This is a genomic window from Streptomyces sp. NPDC002536 (genome assembly GCF_053594995.1).
In genome coordinates this window covers 1-16,929 of the sequence record NZ_JBSFWU010000134.1, presented here as the reverse complement: position 1 = coordinate 16,929, position 16,929 = coordinate 1, and the positions used below count along the sequence as shown (strand labels likewise).

Below are 16,929 nucleotides of genomic sequence, written 5' to 3'. Positions count from 1 at the left end.
GGTCGTCACGGGCTGCGTCAACCCCATCGAAAGCTTCGAGGCCAGCCGGAAGTACGTCTGGAACACGGGTGACTCCAGCACCGCCGACATCGCCGCTGCGGCGTCCGAGCCGTGCGGGGCGGTGGCCTCGGTCTCCTCCTGGCAGGGACGCACCGTCCTCGTCCCGGTCAACCCGCTGCGGGAGACGGCGGATGGTCTGGAGCATGCGGACACCGGCGGCCGGCCGCCCACCGAGGTCGTCGCCTCGCTTCTCCCGGGCGCCCTCGTGGTCAAGGGCTTCAACACCTACCCGGCCCAGGTCCTCGCCGAGAGCCCCGTGGTCAACGGCGGGCGCCGCCTCGTCCTGCTCGCCGGGGACGACGCCGTCGCCAAACGGAAAGTGACCGACCTGGCCGACAGCGCCGACTTCCAGGCCGTCGACACCGGAACCCTCGCCGAGGGTGGTTCCGTGTTCGACAGCGGCGGACCGCGCGGCGGGCGCCATCCCGTACCTCGTCACGCCGGAGTTCACCGCACAGGCCCGCGGCATCCTGGGGGACCGGCCCTTCCTCGGACCGGAGATGAAGGCCGTCCTGGACACCGACCTGCCCCGCGCCCGCCGTACCGCCCGTGACTGCCTAGCCACCTACCTGGCCCTCCCGAACTACACCAACAGCCTCAAACGCGCCGGCTACACCGAAGAAGACCTCGAAGGCGGCGGCAGCGACCGCCTCGTCGACGCACTCGTCGCACTCGGCGACGCCGACCGGATTCGCACCCGCGTCGAGGAGTTCCAGAAGGCGGGCGCCGACCACGTCGCGGTACAGGTCGTACTGCCTCGGGGACGGGGGTACGGCCGGCTCATGGAGCAGTGGCGGGAACTGGCCCGGGCGCTGCCCCTGTGACCGGTGATGCCGGAGGTCGCAGTGCAGGAGACCGTGGTGCGGACGCTCCGTCCGAACGCTCCGGAGAAGTAGGCCCCTCCTCCCGTCAACCAACGGGCTCCTGGAAGAGTCTTTACCTCCAGTAGGCTTCCCGGCGTGCGCCCGCTCGGCGCACGCCGGGAAAGCAGTTCGTCAACCGGGGAGGAACCGGCGTTGCACATCCAGGAGTGGCTCGAATCCGTACCGGCGATCGCCGTCTACCTCCTGGTGGGCGGGGTCATCGGGCTGGAGAGCCTGGGCATCCCGCTCCCCGGTGAGATCGTCCTCGTCAGCGCCACGCTGCTGGCCGCTTCCCAGGACCACATCAACCCGTACGTGCTGGGCGCCTGCGCCGTCGCCGGTGCCATCATCGGCGACTCCATCGGCTATCTGATCGGCCGCAAGGGCGGCAAGCCGCTGCTCGACTGGCTCGGCCGGAAGTTCCCCAAGCACTTCGGCCCGCACCACGTGGCCACGGCCGAGAAGGCCTTCACGAAGTGGGGCATGTGGGCCGTCTTCGTCGGCCGCTTCATCGCGCTGCTGCGCATCTTCGCCGGCCCGCTGGCGGGCGTGCTGAAGATGCCGTACTGGAAGTTCCTCATCGCCAACGTGCTCGGCGGCATCGCCTGGGCCGGCGGTACGGTCGCGCTGATCTACACCGTGGGCAAGGTCGCCGAGCAGTGGATCGGCAGGTTCTCCTGGATCGGCCTGGTGGTCGCCGTCCTCTTCGGCATCGGCTCGTTCGTCGTCATGCGGATCAAGGCCAAGAAGGCCGCCCAGACCGCCGAGCAGGAGCCCGCCGAGACCGCGTCCGTCGCGGCCGTCGACTGAGGAGGCGGCAGTGGCCGAGCGCGCGTTGACCCTGGGCATCGGTGGCAAGGAGCCGGACGTCGATCCGGCGGCCTTCGCCGCGCCCACCTCCGTCCTCGTCGGCGACGTGACGCTCGCCGCGGGCGCCAGCGTCTGGTACCACGCGGTGCTGCGCGCCGACGGCGGGCCCATCGTGATCGGCGCCGACAGCAACATCCAGGACAACTGCACCGTGCACGTCGACCCGGGCTTCCCGGTCCATGTCGGCGAGCGCGTGACCGTCGGCCACAACGCGGTGCTGCACGGCTGCACCGTGGAGGATGACGTCCTCGTGGGCATGGGCGCGACCGTCCTCAACGGCGCCAGGATCGGCGCCGGTTCGCTCGTCGCCGCCCAGGCACTGGTCCCCCAGGGCATGGACGTCCCGCCCGGCTCCCTGGTCGCCGGGGTGCCCGCCAAGGTCCGGCGCGCGCTGACGGCGGAGGAGCGCGAGCACATCAGGCTCAACGCCACGGGATACCTGGAGCTGGCCAAGGCCCACCGCGAGGCCGTCGAGGGCTGAGGCCCGCCCACCCCCGCGTGGGGTGAAGATCACAGGACGGTGCGCGGTCCGGCCCCGGCGCCGCTGAGTACGGTGAGCGGGTGCCGAAGAACAAGAACGCGTTCTCGTCCGGCGCCGTCGGGGCCCTGGGGGCCTGGCGGCGCCGGGCCGTTTCCCGTGCGGTCCACCGGGGCTGGCGCTGGATCCAGCAGGCCGGTTCGGTGACCGCCGAGCGGCCGGGGCCGTACCGCTTCCGCCGCATCGGCACCGGGACCCGGCTCGCCTTCCCGCTCGGCACGGTCTTCGGCGAGGGCTGGATCGAGCTGGGCGACCACTGCATCGTCGGGGAACAGGTCACCCTCACCGCGGGCATGGTGCCGGGCCTCGACCTCGGCCCGGATCCGGTGCTGCGGCTGGGCAACGGCGTCGTCCTCGGCCGGGGCAGCCATGTGATCGCCTCGCAGCCGGTCACCTTCGGCAACGACGTCTTCTGCGGGCCGTACGTCTACGTCACCAGCGACAACCACTCCTACGAGGACCCCGAGCAGCCCATCGGGCGCCAGTGGCCGCGGAGTTCGCCCGTCTCCATAGGCTCGGGCAGCTGGCTGGGGGCCGGGGCCGTGATCCTGCCGGGGGCACGGCTCGGGCGGAACGTCGTGGTGGCGGCGGGGGCGGTGGTGCGCGGCGAGGTGCCGGACCACTCCGTGGTGGCGGGGGTGCCGGCGAAGGTGGTCCGGCGCTGGGATGCGGTGCGCGGCTGGGAGCCGCCCCTGCCGGTGGCGGGGCCGCCGAGCCTTGCGGAACTGGGGGAGGGTGCGGGGTAGTTGCGCCCCGGGCGGGTCACCCCGTCGCCAGCAGCACCGTTCCCACCAGGGCCAGCCCCGCCCCCGCCGCCTGCAGCGTCTGCATGCGTTCGCGCAGGACGCCGCGCGCTGCCAGCGCCGTGACCACGGGGTAGAGGGACGCCAGCACGGCCGCCACCGTCACGGGGCCGCTGTGGGCGGCGAGGTTGTACGTGCCGTTGGCCGCCACGTCCGCGAGGCCGATGAAGGCGAGCGCCGGCAGCGAGGAGCGGATCACGCTCCAGCCGCCTGCGGGCAGCGCGGGAGCGCCGCGGCGGGAGGAGAACAGGAGGACGGTCCCGCCGACCGCCACGTTGCACACGCGCTGGACGAACAGGGCGAGGAACAGGCCGGTCAGAGTGGTCGACGCCTCGGCGATCAGTGCCATGACCGAGCCGAAGCCGAATGCGGCCACCAGCGTGAGCACCAGGGTCTGCCGCTGCACGGGCGCCCCGCCCAGCCCCGGACCGCTGGCCAGGACGACGCCGACGATCGCGACCGCGATGCCCGCGAACTGCAGCAGCCCGGGCCGTTCGCCGAGCACGAGGCCGACGCCGACCGGCACGGCCACGCCGCCGAGCGCGCCCAGCGGGGAGACGACGCCCATCGGGCCGAGGGCCAGCGCCCGGTAGAAGCAGAGCAGGGCCGCCGTGCCCACGACACCCGCGGCCGCCGCGCACCACAGCCGGGGGCCGGCCTCGGACCAGGCGCCGGTGGCGACGACGATCGTGCCGAGAGCGCCCACGGCCAGCAGCTGGGAGACGAGCACCACGGTGAGGGCCGGCATCCGCCGGGTGAGGAGTCCGCCGCCGAAGTCGGCCAGGCCCCACATGAGGGCGGTGGCCAGGGCGAAGACCGGGGTCATGGAGCGCCTCGCAGTACAGTGTGGTGAACGATTGTGTGCACCGTGCTGTAGTGCAATGTGCTGAACTATTTAATCAAATAAATTGGACGGAACGGACCGGACCGTGACGGACCTCGACAAGCTCACGCAGTCGCTCGCCCGCAATCTCAAGCGCTGGCGCAGCGAGCGCCGCCTCACCCTCGACGCCCTGGCGGCGCGCTCCGGGGTCAGCCGCGGCATGATCATCCAGATCGAGCAGGCCCGGACGAACCCCAGCGTCGGCACCACGGTCAAGCTCGCGGACGCACTGGGCGTCAGCATCACCACCCTGCTCGAGCACGAGCAGGAGGGGCGGGTGCGGATCGTGCCGCCGCAGGAGGCCACGCACATGTGGTCCAGCGAGGCCGGCAGCCGGCACACGCTGCTGGTGGGCACCCAGGTCCGCGGCCCGATGGAGCTGTGGGACTGGCACATCGCGCCGGGCGACGCCAGCACCTCGGACCCCCACCCGCCCGGCACGGTGGAGCTGCTGCGCGTCACGGCCGGCGAGCTCACCCTCGTCGTGGAGGGCGAGGAGTTCCGCCTGCCCGCCGGCACCGCGGCGGCCTTCGAGTCCGACGTCCCGCACGGCTACCGCAACGACGGCGAGCGGCCGGTGGAGCTGACCATGGCCGTGGCCATCCCGCCCGTGGGCGGCTGTTAGCGTGGCGCGCATGCGCACGCCGATGGAAGCCTTCGAGGACGTCCGGCCCGCCGTGGAGCGCCTGGACCTGCTGGTCCGGCCGGTGGCCGACGCCCTGCGCGGCTGGACCGGCCCGGTCCCCGTCGAGGAGCTGCTGTACGTGGACACCGAGCCCGAGCGCGCCGACACGGCCGTGCTCGTGGAGAGCTACGGGCCGTGGCTGCTGGACCTGTCCGCCAACTGCGTCGTCGTCGCGGCCCGGCGCGGCGGCGAGGTCACCCTCGCCGCCTGCATGGTCCTCGGCCACACCCGGGCCGACGTCAACGGCGTCGTCCGCCGCCATCTCGGCGCCCGCAAGGCCTCGTTCGCGCCCATGGACACCGTGCTCGACGCGACCGGCATGGAGTACGGGGGCATCACGCCCGTCGGACTGCCCGCAGGATGGCCGGTTCTGGTCGATCAGGCCGTGGCCGGCAGCCCGCACGTCCTCATCGGCAGCGGCAGCCGCCGCGGCAAGCTCATCGTGCCGGGCAAGGCCCTCGCGGAGCTGCCCGGCGCGACGGTCCTCGCCGGACTCGGCGGCTGAGCCGGCCGGGTCTCAGCGGCGCAGGCGGGGGATCTCGATCGCCGGGCAGCGGTCCATCACCATCAGCAGGCCCGCCGCGCGCGTCCGTTCGTACGCCTCCTCGTCGATCACCCCCAGCTGGAACCACACCGCCTTCGCGCCGATCGCCACGGCCTCGTCCGCGACGGCGCCCGCCAGCTCGGAGTTGACGAAGACGTCGACCACGTCGACGTCGAAGGGGATCTCGCTCAGCGAGGCGTACCCCTTCTCCCCGTGCACCGTCTCGGCCTTCGGGTGCACCGGCACGACGCGCTTGCCGTGGTGCTGCAGCACCTCCGCGACGCGGAACGCCGCGCGCTGCTCGTTGGAGGACAGGCCGACCACGGCCCAGGTGTCGCCCGTGCCTTCGATGATCTTGCGGATGATCCCCGCCTCTGCGTACATGATCGGCTCAACGGCGGCCGCTGCCGGACCATTCCCGTGTCCGGCATAGGCTGGCGGGATGGCCGACGAATACCGGACAGTCGCGCGCGAGGGCGTGCACGAGATCGAGATCAGCAAGTCGCGCTTCATCTGTGCGCTCGCGCCCGCCGCGACCGAGGAGGAGGCGCAGGCGTTCGTCGCCCGCATCCGCAAGGAGTACCCCACCGCCCGGCACCACTGCTGGGCCTACGTCCTCGGCGCCGACGGCTCCGTGCAGAAGGCGAGCGACGACGGGGAGCCGGGCGGCACTGCAGGGGTGCCGATGCTGCAGATGCTCGTGCGGCGCGAGATGCGGTACGTCGTCGCCGTCGTCACCCGCTACTTCGGCGGCATCAAGCTCGGCGCGGGCGGGCTGATCCGCGCCTACGGCGGGGTCGTCGGCGAGGCCCTCGACACCCTCGAAACGGTCACCCGCCGCCGCTACCGGCTGGCCGCCGTCACCGTCGACCACCAGCGCGCCGGAAAGCTGGAGAACGAACTGCGGGCCACGGGACGGGCGGTGCGCGAGGTGACCTACGGGGCCGGAGTGCGCATCGAGATCGGGCTGCCCGAGGCGGACGTGGAGACCTTCCGCGCCTGGCTCGCGGACGCCACCGCGGGCACCGCGGAATTCGAGCTCGGCGGCGAGGCGTACGGGGACGTCTGAGGCAGCCCCGGACGCGGTCGACCTCGTCCCCGGCTTCACCCGGGATGTACCGTCCGTGCCCTCGGCCCCATCCGACCCCGCGTCGATGCCGGTGCGCATCCCGCACACCACGGGCTGCCACGGGCGCGGACCGCTTCGCGGTATCCGGTTTTCGGACGCCCTGTTACCGAATTCGCCGCAGTACTCGATTCTCTAGTCCTTTCACTAGTGATGGCGCCAAAGCCTCATCTCCTCTCAACCTCGTCGTTAGCGTTTCCGTCCACACGACAAGAGGCCTGATTTTTCGATCAGTTGAGGAGTAGCCGCATGCACGCTCGCCCGCTGTCTGAGACGACGATAACCGCTACGTTCCCGGCGACTGTTGGCGAGGCGCCGGCGGATTACAGGGCCTATGCGCGCCGTCGTAATTTCCTCTACCAGGATGGCGTGGTCATCTCCTCGATCATCCGCGCGCTCGACTCGCTCGGCCTGCTGGAAGCCGGCCCCGGCAAGGACTGCGGCCTCCCCGAAACCGGTTACCTGGGCGTGGTCCGGCGCGCCCTCGCGGGTGTCGGCTGGTTCGACGGTGACGCCGAGCCGGCAGGGTGGACGCCGTCCGGGCGGGCTGCCCTGCGCCATCGCGACGACCTCGTACAGGCAGGCCGGTTGCTTGCCGCGTTAGCCGGCAGCGCACCCGACTCGTGGAAGACCCCGTGGGATGCCGGGACCTCGGATGCCTTCTCGGCCGCAGTCAGGCGCTTGGAGGAACGGCACGCCGGCATCGAGCAGGACGAGCTCGCAGGAGTCTTTCTGGAAGGAGCGCTGGCAGTACCGGCAATGCTGTTGTTCCGCGCTCGCGAAGGCGGCGACGGAATCCCGCAGGACGTCGAACGTCTCCTCTCCTTGCTCGGCTGGGTCGACGCCGAGTGCTACTGGACCCCGAAAGGCCGGGCCTTCCGGGACTTCAGTGATCACTTCGCCCTTGCGGGCTCCTGCCTTCCCCTGCTGGCCCGTCTGGAAGAGCTGCTGCGCGGCGAGCTCGTCGTAAGCCCCGGCAGCGACCAGTGGCATTCCGGGCGCACGCTCATGGCGCGGGCCGGCTCGGCCGCTCATCACCGGTACTTCGTCGATGCGGACCCCATCTTCCAGGAGATGTTCGCTTCCGGCCGGCCTCCGGCATTCATCGCCGACATGGGGTGCGGGGACGGCAGTTGGCTCGCCCACCTGCACTCCCTGATCGGCGACAGCGTCCGTTACGTCGGGATCGATGCCGGCCCGGCTGCCCTCGACGAGGCCCGGCAGAAACTGCAGGATGCCGGCGTACCCGACCCGCTGCTCCTGCTGGGCGACGTCGCGTCGCCACTGGAACTGCGGGCGCAACTGGCCGAGCACGGGCTGTCGATCGAGGACGGCTTGCACATCCGCGCGTTCACCGATCACGAGCGGACTTACCACGGCGGATCGCCGTCCGATGTCCCCGGCTCGGCGTCCGGCGCGTATGTGGCGCCCGACGGCACGCCGCTGTCGGCCGCCGCGGTCGAGGCGGATCTCGTCGCGCATCTGGAGCGCTGGAAGCCGCACATCGGCAAGCACGGCATGGTGCTCCTCGAGGCGCACTGCGTGCCTCCGCAGGTCGCGTCCCGGCATCTCGGCACGCTGCACTCGGTCGCCTTCGATGTCTACCGCGGCCTGTCACACCAGTATCCGGTGGAGTACTCGACGTTCATGAGCTGCTGCCGTCGAGCCGGCCTGACTGCGGTGAGCCACCTCGAACGCCGCCACCCGGCCACGCGGCCTTTCGTCGCGGTCTCGGTCAACCAGTTGGTGTGCGCGCAGCCCAACCCCTTGGAGGTCATCCAGCCGGACGGCCTGAGCGGCCTGAACGGGCAGCTCCGGGCAACTGCGGTGACCGGACCGGACCTTGCGACGACCGTGCGGGCGGGGGACTGGCGCCCGGAACCGGGATCCGATCTGGACGACGGCCGCGGCCTGCACGAACTGCTCTACTACGACGGCGACTTGTCCCAGCCCCGCAGGTGGTCCTCCGGAGCGACCGGAGTCGTGGTCCGCGACGTCATGACCGCGATCCACGCGCGCGCCGAGCAGGCCGGCAGGGGCGACGTCATCCGAGTCCTGGACTACGGGGCAGGTACCGGCCTGGCGTCGATCGAACTCTCCAAGATCTGTATCGCGCAGGACCTGCCCGAAAGCCTCGCCGGCCGCGGCATCGGCTTCGAGCTCCACCTGGTCGACCTGCCGACCGGATGGTTCGCCCAGGGCTACGAACTCCTGAAGGACGTCCCGTGGGCCAGGTTCCACTCGCTGCGCGGGGACGACGGGGGATTCCGTGGTCTCCTCGACGTCATGAGCGGCGACCACGTCGACGTGGTGATGGCCAACATGGTGTTCCACCTGCTCCGTGAAGGCCCGATGCGGCACGCGGCCGCCTCGATCGCGGACGTACTGGCGCCCGGCGGCAAACTGGTCTTCAACGCGCCCGACCTCGCGCCCGCCACCAGGAATTCCGTTCTTTTCCACGACCCCAACCGGCTGCTCCGACAGCACTGGCTGAATGCGCTGGACGCAGCCGACCCGTCCGCTCTCCCGACACCTCTGCGCGAGGCTGTCGTCCGCGCGCGTTCGGCCGGAAGTCTGAACGCCCAGGAGCGTGCGGACCGCCGGATTCTGCCCACACCGCAGTCCATCGAAGGCGTTGTCGCGGCTCTCGAGCAGTTCATGACCGGCATCACGACCAGCCAGACTTTCGAACTGCTCGCCGAGGAAAACCTGGCGACCGCCCTCGTCCCGTCGAACCAGGCGGAATACCTCGCCGAGATCACCGACCGGGCGACGCGGGAGGCGGTCATTCGCCACATCGTGCGCGAACACGTCTTCCCGGAGATCTCCGCCGGGCCGGCCGCCACGGGCCGCGGCTACAACATCGAGTGGAAGTTCGGCGTCTTCGAGCGCCGCTAGGGCATTTCCAGGAGCTGTCGCACGGCCTTTCCGGCACCGCATGAATCATCAGAAGGAGACCCGGCCGGTGTTCAGACGTATTGCCATTGTCAATCGCGGTGAGGCCGCGATGCGCCTGATCCACGCGGTCCGCGATCTGTCCGCGCAGACGGGGAAGGCCATCGAGACGGTCGCGCTGTACACCGACGCGGACCGCGGCGCCACGTTCGTGCGGGAGGCAGACCGGTCGGTCTGCCTCGGTGCGACCGCGGACCGTCCCTATCTCGACCTGGCGGTGCTGGAGCGGGCCCTGGCGGAGTCGGGCGCGGACGCGGCGTGGCCGGGCTGGGGCTTCGTCGCGGAGGACCCGGCGTTCGCGGAGCTGTGCGAGAAGGCCGGGGTCACGTTCGTCGGCCCATCCGCGGAGGCCATGCGCAAACTGGGCGACAAGATCGGCGCGAAGCTGATCGCCGAGGAGGCCGGTGTTCCGGTCGCCCCGTGGAGCCGCGGCCCGGTCGCCACCCTGGAAGAGGCGCACCGGGCGGCGGAGCGGATCGGCTACCCGCTGATGCTGAAGGCGACCGCCGGCGGCGGCGGTCGCGGCATCCGGGTCATCACCTCGCCCGCCGACCTCAACGAGGCGTTGGAGCGGACCCGTTCCGAGGCGTTGCGGGCGTTCGGCAACGGCACGGTCTTCCTTGAGAGGCTCGTGACCGGTGCGCGGCACGTCGAGGTCCAGGTCGTCGCGGACGGCCAGGGCACGGCTTGGGCCCTGGGCGTGCGGGACTGCTCGGTGCAGCGCCGCAACCAGAAGGTCATCGAGGAGTCCGCCTCCCCGCTGCTGTCCGCGGAGCAGGTCATGGACCTGAAGGCGTCCGCGGAGCGGCTCGTCCTCTCGGTCGGCTACCGGGGTGCCGCGACCGTGGAGTTCCTCTACCACCCGGACGACAAGCAGTTCGCGTTCCTTGAGGTGAACACCCGCCTGCAGGTCGAGCATCCCGTCACCGAACTGACCACCGGCACCGACCTGGTGCGGATGCAACTGCACGTCGCGTCCGGCGGGCGCCTTTCCGGGGAGCGGCCCGCCGAGGCCGGGCACGCCGTCGAGGCACGGCTGAACGCCGAGGACCCGGACCGCGACTTCGCGCCCGCGCCCGGCCGCATCGCCCGCCTGGTCCTGCCGGCCGGGCCGGGGATACGCGTCGACACCGGCGTCAGGGAGGGCGACACGATCCCCGCGGACTTCGACTCGATGATCGCGAAGGTCATCGCCCACGGCCGCGACCGGGACGAGGCCCTGGCCCGGCTGCGGCGCGCCATGACCGAGACCAGCGTCGTCATCGAGGGCGGCGCCACCAACAAGAGCTTCGTCCTGGACCTGTTGGACCAGCCCGAGGTCACCGAAGGCAACCGCGAGGCCGGCTGGGCCGACACCGGCTGGATCGACCGGGTCCGCGCGCAGGGCCGCCTGGCCGCCCGCGAGCACTCCGGCGTCGCCCTCGTCACCGCGGCCGTCAGGGCCTACGAGGACGAGGAGGCGGCCGGCCGGCAGGCGCTGCTGGCCGCCGCCCGCGGCGGGCGGCCGCACGTCCGCCACGACCCAGGGCAGGCCGTCGACTACAGGCTCCGCGACGTCTCCTACCGGGTGCGGGTCGCGCGCCGCGGCCCGGACCGGTTCCGGGCCGAGATCACGGTCGGCGGCGACGTCGCCGTGGCCGACGCCGTGCTCGAGCGTTTCGACGGCTACAGCGGCGCCATCACCGTCAACGGGCAGCGGTTCCGGCTGACGACCTCCATGCACGGGCCCGTGCACCTGGTCGAGGTCGACGGCGTCGCGCACGGGGTCGGCCGTGCCGAGGGCGGCGTGGTCCGCTCGCCCGCCCCGGCCCTGGTGGTCGCGACCCCGGTCGCCGCCGGGGACGAGGTCGCCGAGGGCGCCCCGGTCCTGGTGCTGGAATCGATGAAGATGGAGACGGTGCTGCGGGCCCCGTTCCGTGCCCTGGTCCGCGAGTGCCCGGTGTCGGCCGGCACCCAGGTCGCGTCCGGTGAGCCGCTGCTGCACCTGGAGCAACTGCCCGACGAGGACGGTGCGTCCGGCGACGGCGCGGCAGTCACCGGCGCCGTGGATACGGGGGAGCAGGCCATCGACCTGCCTGTGCTGGTGGGCAGCGGCTCGGCCGCGGACCTGGCCGGCGCGTGCCTGCGGGACCTGCGCGGCCTGCTGCTCGGGTTCGACGGCGACGCCGACGACCGCAAGTTCCTGCGTGCCGGATACCTGGACGCCCGCGCCGAACTGGGCGACGAGCTCGTCCCCGCGGAGCTGGACCTGCTCACCGTCTTCGCCGACTTGTCGGAGCTGGGCCGGAACCGGCCGGTCCGCCGGGCGGGGGACGCGGGCCCGGACCCGGCCGCGACCGGCCCCGCGGGCTTACTGCACAGCCCGCGCGAGTACTTCCACGCCTATCTGGGCAGCCTCGACGTGGACCACGCCGGGGTTCCCGAGGCGGTCCGGGCCCGGCTGCGCCGGGTCCTGGCCCACTACGGTGTCACCGGGCTGGACCGGACGCCGGAGCTGGAGACGGCGGTCTTCCGGATCTTCCTCGCGCAGCAGCAGATGGCCGACGGCGCCGTGATCGTCTCCGAGCTGCTGCGGCAGTGGCAGGCGAGCCCACCGCCCGCCGAGCCCACCCGGGAGCAGGCGCGCCCGGCCCTGGAACACCTCGTCGAGGCGACCCGGGCACGGTTCCCCGCGGTGTCGGACCTCGCCCGCGGCGTCGTGTTCCGTTGGTTCACCCAGCCGGTGCTGCGCCGCAGCCGGGCCCGCGTGTATGCCGCGGTCCGCGCGGACCTGCGCCACCTCGACGCGAACCCGGTCGCTGCCGACCGCGGCGACCGCATCCGGGCGATGGCCGTCGGCCCCGAGCCCCTCGTCCGGCTGCTCGGGCAGCGGATCGTCCGCTCCACGCGCCTGGCGGGGGCCGACCGGCCCGGCCTGGATCACGCGCCACTGCTGGAGGCCCTGACCCTCAGCCACTACGGCAACCGGCGCCCGGCGGAGGCCACCACCGTCGGCATCGCCGGGCACCGGTTCGTCACCGTGGAGCACGCAGACACCCTCGCGGCAGGACAGGCCGGCGCCGTGACCCGGGTCGCGGCCACCACCACGGACATCGCCGGCCTGCCGGACGCGGTCGCGGCCACCGGGACCCTGTCCGGCCGGGCGCCCGGCGGCGGCCTGGCCGCCGACATCTACGTCGCCTGGGCCGGCCGGCCCGCCGCCGACGAGATCGCTGAGGCGGTCACCGGCGCCGTCGCGGCGCGGCCGGTGCCCGCCGGGGTCGTCCGGATCACCGTCACGGTCGTCGTCACGGTCGCCGGCACTGCGGGCACCGTCATGCAGCATCACTTCACCTTCCGGCCCGGCGACGGCGGTTGCCTGGTCGAGGACCGGCAGGTCCGCGGCCTGCACCCGCAGACCGCCGAGCGGCTGCAGCTCGGCCGGCTCCGCGAGTTCGGCATCACCCGGCTGCCGTCCGGGGAAGAGGACCTGCACCTGCTGCGGGCCGTCGCGAAGAGCGACGGCAAGGACGAGCGGCTGATCGCGATGGGCCAGGTCCGGGACCTGACCCCGCTGCGCGACGCCGACGGCCGGCTCGTCGCCCTGCCCGAGGTGGAGAACACCCTCGCCGCCTGCTGCGACGCGATCCGCACCGCCGGGTCACAGCAGCCGGGTGGCACGGAGACAGGGACCAACCGAATCATCATCTACGTGTGGCCCTCCAGCGACTTCAGCGCGCAGGAACTGGCCCCGCTCATCCGCCGGCTCCGGCCGTCCGTGTCCGGCGTCGGCCTGGAAGAGGTCCAGCTCGTCGTCCGGCAGTGCCGGGCGACCGGGAAACCGGCCGAGACGTCCCTGCGGATCACCGCCGACCCGCAGGGCGCCCCGGTGCTGCACGCCGGCCCGCCGCCGACCGACGTGATCCTGCCGCTGGACGGCTACCGGCGGAAGGTCCTGTCCGCGGCCCGTCGCGGCGCCGTCTACCCCTACGAGCTCATCGGCCTGCTCACCGGGGACAAGGGCACGTTCACCGAGTACGACCTCGAGCCCGGCGAGGCCGTCTGGGCCGGCACCGTGCGCAGGCGACTCGTCCCTGCAGCCCGGCCGAAGGGGAACAACACCGCGGGCATCGTCGCCGGCGTCGTCACCACGCCCACCGCCGTGCACCCCGAGGGCGTCACCCGCGTGGCGCTGCTCGGCGACCCGACGAAGTCCCTCGGCTCCCTGTCCGAGCCCGAGTGCGCCCGCGTCATCGCCGCCCTCGACCTGGCCGAGGAGATGCGGGTCCCGATCGAGTGGTTCGCCATGTCCGCCGGCGCGAAGATCTCCATGACCTCGGGCTCGGAGAACATGGACTGGGTCGCCGCCGCGCTCAAGCGGATCGTCGAGTTCACCCAGGCCGGCGGCGAGATCAACATCGTCATCGCCGGGATCACCGTCGGCGGCCAGCCGTACTGGAACGCCGAGGCGACGATGCTCATGCACACCAAGGGCGTTCTGGTCATGACCCCGGACTCGGCGATGGTCCTCACCGGCAAGCAGTCCCTCGACTTCTCCGGCGGCGTGTCCGCCGAGGACAACTTCGGCATCGGCGGCCACGACCGGATCATGGGACCCAACGGCCAGGCCCAGTACTGGGCACCGAACCTCACCGCCGCGGCCGCGCTCCTCATGACCCACTACGACCACGCCTACATCGCGCCCGGCGAGCGGGCACCGCGCCGGGCCCTGACGACCGACCCGGCCGACCGGGACGTCCGCGGCTACCCGCACCCGGCCGACGGCAGCGACTTCGCCACCGTCGGCGAGATCTTCTCCGACGTGTCCAACCCGGACCGCAAGAAGCCGTTCGACATCCGCACCGTGATGCGGGCCGTCGCCGACCAGGACCATCCCGTCCTCGAGCGGTGGGCGGGCATGGCCGACGCCGAGACCTCCGTGGTCCAGGACGCCCGCATCGGCGGACGCCCGGCCTGCCTGCTCGGCGTCGAGTCCCACGCCGTGCCCCGGCGCGGCTGCCCACCCACCGACGGCCCGGACACCTACACCGCCGGCACCCTGTTCCCCATGTCGTCGAAGAAGGTGGCGCGGGCGATCAACGCCGCCTCCGGCAACCGGCCGCTCGTGGTCCTGGCGAACATGTCAGGGTTCGACGGCTCCCCGGAGTCGATGCGCAAGCTCCAGCTGGAGTACGGCGCCGAGATCGCCCGGGCGGTCGTCAACTTCGACGGCCCGATCGTGTTCTGCATCATCTCCCGCTGCCACGGCGGCACGTTCGCCGTGTTCTCCAAGGCGCTCAACCCGAGCATGACGATCCTCGCCGTCGAGGGCTCGTTCGCCTCGGTGCTCGGCGGCGCCCCCGCCGCCGCGGTCGTGTTCTCCGGCGAGGTCCGCAAGCGCACCGCAGCCGACCCCTGCGTCGCCGCACTCCGGGAAAAGGCGGCCGCCGCCGGCACGGCCGACCGCGCCGCGCTGAACGTCGAACTGGCCGAGGTCACCGCGGCCGTCCGGGCGGAGAAACTCAGCGAGGTCGCCGCCGAGTTCGACGGGATCCACACCATCCAGCGGGCCGTCGAGGTCGGCTCCGTCGACAGGATCATCAGCGCGGCGGACCTGCGCCCCGCGATCATCGACGCGATCGAGACCGGGCTGCGTCGTAGGACAGCGGCCCGCGTGACATCCGGGGACAGGGATGTCGAACTGGTCAACAACACCCCCGGGCCCCACGCTCCTGGTACGTGACAGTCCTGGGAGGCCGGCGCCGGACAACTATGAAAGGCGAGTTGTCTGGGCTCGTCGACGACGTTGCGCAAATCCTCGGTGTCGGTGAGTCATGGTTTCCGGACATCGTGGAGCGACTGCCGGAGGGGCGCCTTGCTGCTGCCGGTGAGTCGCAGCCTGACCTGCGGCGATCCGGTCGTGTGGGACGTCGTGCACTGCTGTTCGCCGATCAGGAGCAAACCAGCATATTCGGGGTGAAGCGGTCGCGTTCATAAGGGGGTGTGATCGACCCTGAAAGGTGGCGTGACGGTGTTCTCCTCGTGGCTTGATCGTCTCGGCCTCCGGTCCGGCCGCCGATAACATCCGCCCGAATTGGCGTCAGAAATCCATGGCGGCCCGTGCCCGGCGCGGACTGACAGGCGGCTTCGCGGCCGAATGACTCTGTACTGCACCATCCGTCCAGAAAAGGACCCATCCCCGTGACCGAACTGGCCATCACCGGCCGCCCCTTGCTGGATTGCGCCGTCATCAGCGAGCCGTTCCCGCTGTACGTGTCCGACCCCCACGGCATTCCTCTGCGGGGGAACTGACATGGCGGGGAAGGCCATCATCGGCGGCCGGGTCAACGTGACGGGGAACATCACCGCACACGGCCGTCTTGTCATCGACAACCCCGTCGGCAGCCAGGAGTTCACCTGCTCGGGTACGGACGAGGACCAGCATTTCACCGTCCCGGACAGCGTCACTCTCCTCGCCCTTCACCTGCAGGGCGCGGCCGGTGCCGGTGGCGATCGCGGTGGCAAGGGCGCTGCCGTCCAGGCCCTGTTGTACGTGAATCCGCAAGACCGGCTGACCGTGCGCATCGCCCGGGACGGCGCTTCGGGGGCCTCCGCAAAGGTCTTTCGCGGCGATGCCCTGATCGTGGGAGCGGGCAGCGGCGGGGACGTCGGTGCGCCGGGGCAGCGTGGCGTCGACGGGGCGAGTGGAGACAACGGAGGACAGGCCGACTCCGATGGCGTGGCAGGCGGCGGAAGCGGTGGGACCGGCGGGCACGGGGGAGACGGCGGCAACGGCGGGCACGCCGGGGTGGTCACGCCCTCCGGAGGCAGGGCGGCGGGTGCGGCGGGAGGCTACGGCTCGGCCGGCGCTGCCGGCGGCCATGGCGACTCCGGCGGAAAGGGATGGGGCTGGGCTGCCGAAAACGGCGGGGGCGGGGGTGGAGGGGGCAATGGCGGAACACCCTCCGGCGCCGGTTCCGGCGGCGGGGCAGGAGACCAGGGGGGCAACGCCGGGGGAGGCGGCAGCGGGCAGCGAGGCGGAGACCGGGGCTCTCCCAAGACGTCGGACAGATCCAACCGTGGTGGTTGGGGCGGCGGAGGGGGCCGAGGGGGCGACGGCGGTGCAGGCGGCCGGGGCGGTGCGCGCGGGAGCGAGGAAGCCCGAGGGGCCGACGGCAGCGCGGGCTCGGCGGGTTGCGGAGGCGGTGGAGGCGGCGGCGCAGGCTCCGGCCAGTGCTTCATGGGCTGCGCCGGTGGCGGCGGAGGAGGCGGCGGTGGCGGTGGCGCCGGCGGTCACGGTGGTCAAGGCGGCACGGGTGGCGACAGCTACTTCGACGCCGCCAAGGCAACGCTGATCTCCGCGACCGCGGACAACTCCGGCGCCGCGCGGGTCACCATCTCCTGGGGAAAGTACTCCATCCCCGCGTGACCGGACGACTGGGGCGTGTCCGGCGGATCTTCGTCACGCGGCACCACGGCGCCCCGTAAGGGGCGCGGGGAACTGCGCGATCAGCCACGACGCGCCCGCAGTCGAGGTTCTCGGGGCTTCGCCCCGGACCCCTGCGGTGGCGCGTCGGCTGCGGGCCGGTGGGGGCTTGTCGCGCAGTTCCCCGCGCCCCTTAC

General features: G+C 72.2%; 13 protein-coding genes. 11 read left to right on the top strand and 2 right to left on the bottom strand.

All coding sequences use genetic code 11. The features are described 5' to 3' along the window. The 5 genes from ACWD4B_RS31850 to ACWD4B_RS31830 form a co-directional block, all read left to right on the top strand. On the top strand, nucleotides 1–613 hold a 613-nt coding region (locus ACWD4B_RS31850), incomplete at its 5' end, for an NADPH-dependent F420 reductase (RefSeq protein WP_451424022.1). After that, nucleotides 561–884, top strand: a complete 324-nt coding sequence (locus ACWD4B_RS31845) for a hypothetical protein (RefSeq protein ID WP_451424021.1) — start codon at nucleotides 561–563, stop codon at nucleotides 882–884. The genes ACWD4B_RS31850 and ACWD4B_RS31845, both read left to right, overlap by 53 nt. Nucleotides 885–1,076: 192 nt before the next feature. After that, nucleotides 1,077–1,733: a DedA family protein gene (locus ACWD4B_RS31840; RefSeq protein ID WP_451424020.1), complete on the top strand. Its 657-nt coding sequence runs from the start codon at nucleotides 1,077–1,079 to the stop codon at nucleotides 1,731–1,733. Nucleotides 1,734–1,743: 10 nt separating this feature from the next. Beyond that, nucleotides 1,744–2,274: a gamma carbonic anhydrase family protein gene (locus tag ACWD4B_RS31835; protein ID WP_451424019.1), complete on the top strand. Its 531-nt coding sequence runs from the start codon at nucleotides 1,744–1,746 to the stop codon at nucleotides 2,272–2,274. Between the two features lie 80 nt (nucleotides 2,275–2,354). Next, complete coding sequence (locus ACWD4B_RS31830) at nucleotides 2,355–3,077, top strand: acyltransferase (RefSeq protein ID WP_451424018.1); 723 nt, start codon at nucleotides 2,355–2,357, stop codon at nucleotides 3,075–3,077. A gap of 16 nt (nucleotides 3,078–3,093) precedes the next feature. On the opposite strand, the gene ACWD4B_RS31825 is transcribed toward ACWD4B_RS31830, so the two are convergent. Continuing rightward, entirely contained in the window at nucleotides 3,094–3,960 is an 867-nt protein-coding gene (locus ACWD4B_RS31825) for an EamA family transporter (protein ID WP_451424017.1), read from the bottom strand. 103 nt (nucleotides 3,961–4,063) lie between these two features. Here ACWD4B_RS31825 and ACWD4B_RS31820 point away from each other — a divergent pair, with 103 nt between their 5' ends. Then, a complete protein-coding gene (locus ACWD4B_RS31820; protein ID WP_451424016.1) occupies nucleotides 4,064–4,642 on the top strand; it encodes a helix-turn-helix domain-containing protein in 579 nt (192 codons plus the stop codon). 10 nt (nucleotides 4,643–4,652) lie between these two features. Continuing rightward, the gene (locus tag ACWD4B_RS31815) at nucleotides 4,653–5,207 is read left to right on the top strand and encodes a YbaK/EbsC family protein (RefSeq protein WP_451424015.1); all 555 of its coding nucleotides are present in this window, start codon (nucleotides 4,653–4,655) and stop codon (nucleotides 5,205–5,207) included. Nucleotides 5,208–5,219: 12 nt separating this feature from the next. Here ACWD4B_RS31815 and ACWD4B_RS31810 read toward each other — a convergent pair whose 3' ends face one another. Next, a complete protein-coding gene (locus tag ACWD4B_RS31810) occupies nucleotides 5,220–5,630 on the bottom strand; it encodes a CoA-binding protein (RefSeq protein WP_336413667.1) in 411 nt (136 codons plus the stop codon). A gap of 58 nt (nucleotides 5,631–5,688) precedes the next feature. Between ACWD4B_RS31810 and ACWD4B_RS31805 the strand changes: the two genes are divergently transcribed. The 4 genes from ACWD4B_RS31805 (at nucleotide 5,689) to ACWD4B_RS31790 (ending at nucleotide 16,735) form a co-directional block, all read left to right on the top strand. Next, a complete protein-coding gene (locus ACWD4B_RS31805) occupies nucleotides 5,689–6,315 on the top strand; it encodes a YigZ family protein (RefSeq protein ID WP_451424014.1) in 627 nt (208 codons plus the stop codon). Nucleotides 6,316–6,621: 306 nt separating this feature from the next. After that, entirely contained in the window at nucleotides 6,622–9,270 is a 2,649-nt protein-coding gene (locus ACWD4B_RS31800) for an AprA-related methyltransferase (protein WP_451424013.1), read from the top strand. 67 nt (nucleotides 9,271–9,337) lie between these two features. Then, the gene (locus tag ACWD4B_RS31795; protein WP_451424012.1) at nucleotides 9,338–15,049 is read left to right on the top strand and encodes an ATP-binding protein; all 5,712 of its coding nucleotides are present in this window, start codon (nucleotides 9,338–9,340) and stop codon (nucleotides 15,047–15,049) included. Nucleotides 15,050–15,619: 570 nt separating this feature from the next. Beyond that, on the top strand, nucleotides 15,620–16,735 hold the full coding sequence (locus ACWD4B_RS31790) for a hypothetical protein (protein WP_451424011.1): 1,116 nt from the start codon (nucleotides 15,620–15,622) through the stop codon (nucleotides 16,733–16,735). Nucleotides 16,736–16,929 lie beyond the last annotated feature (194 nt).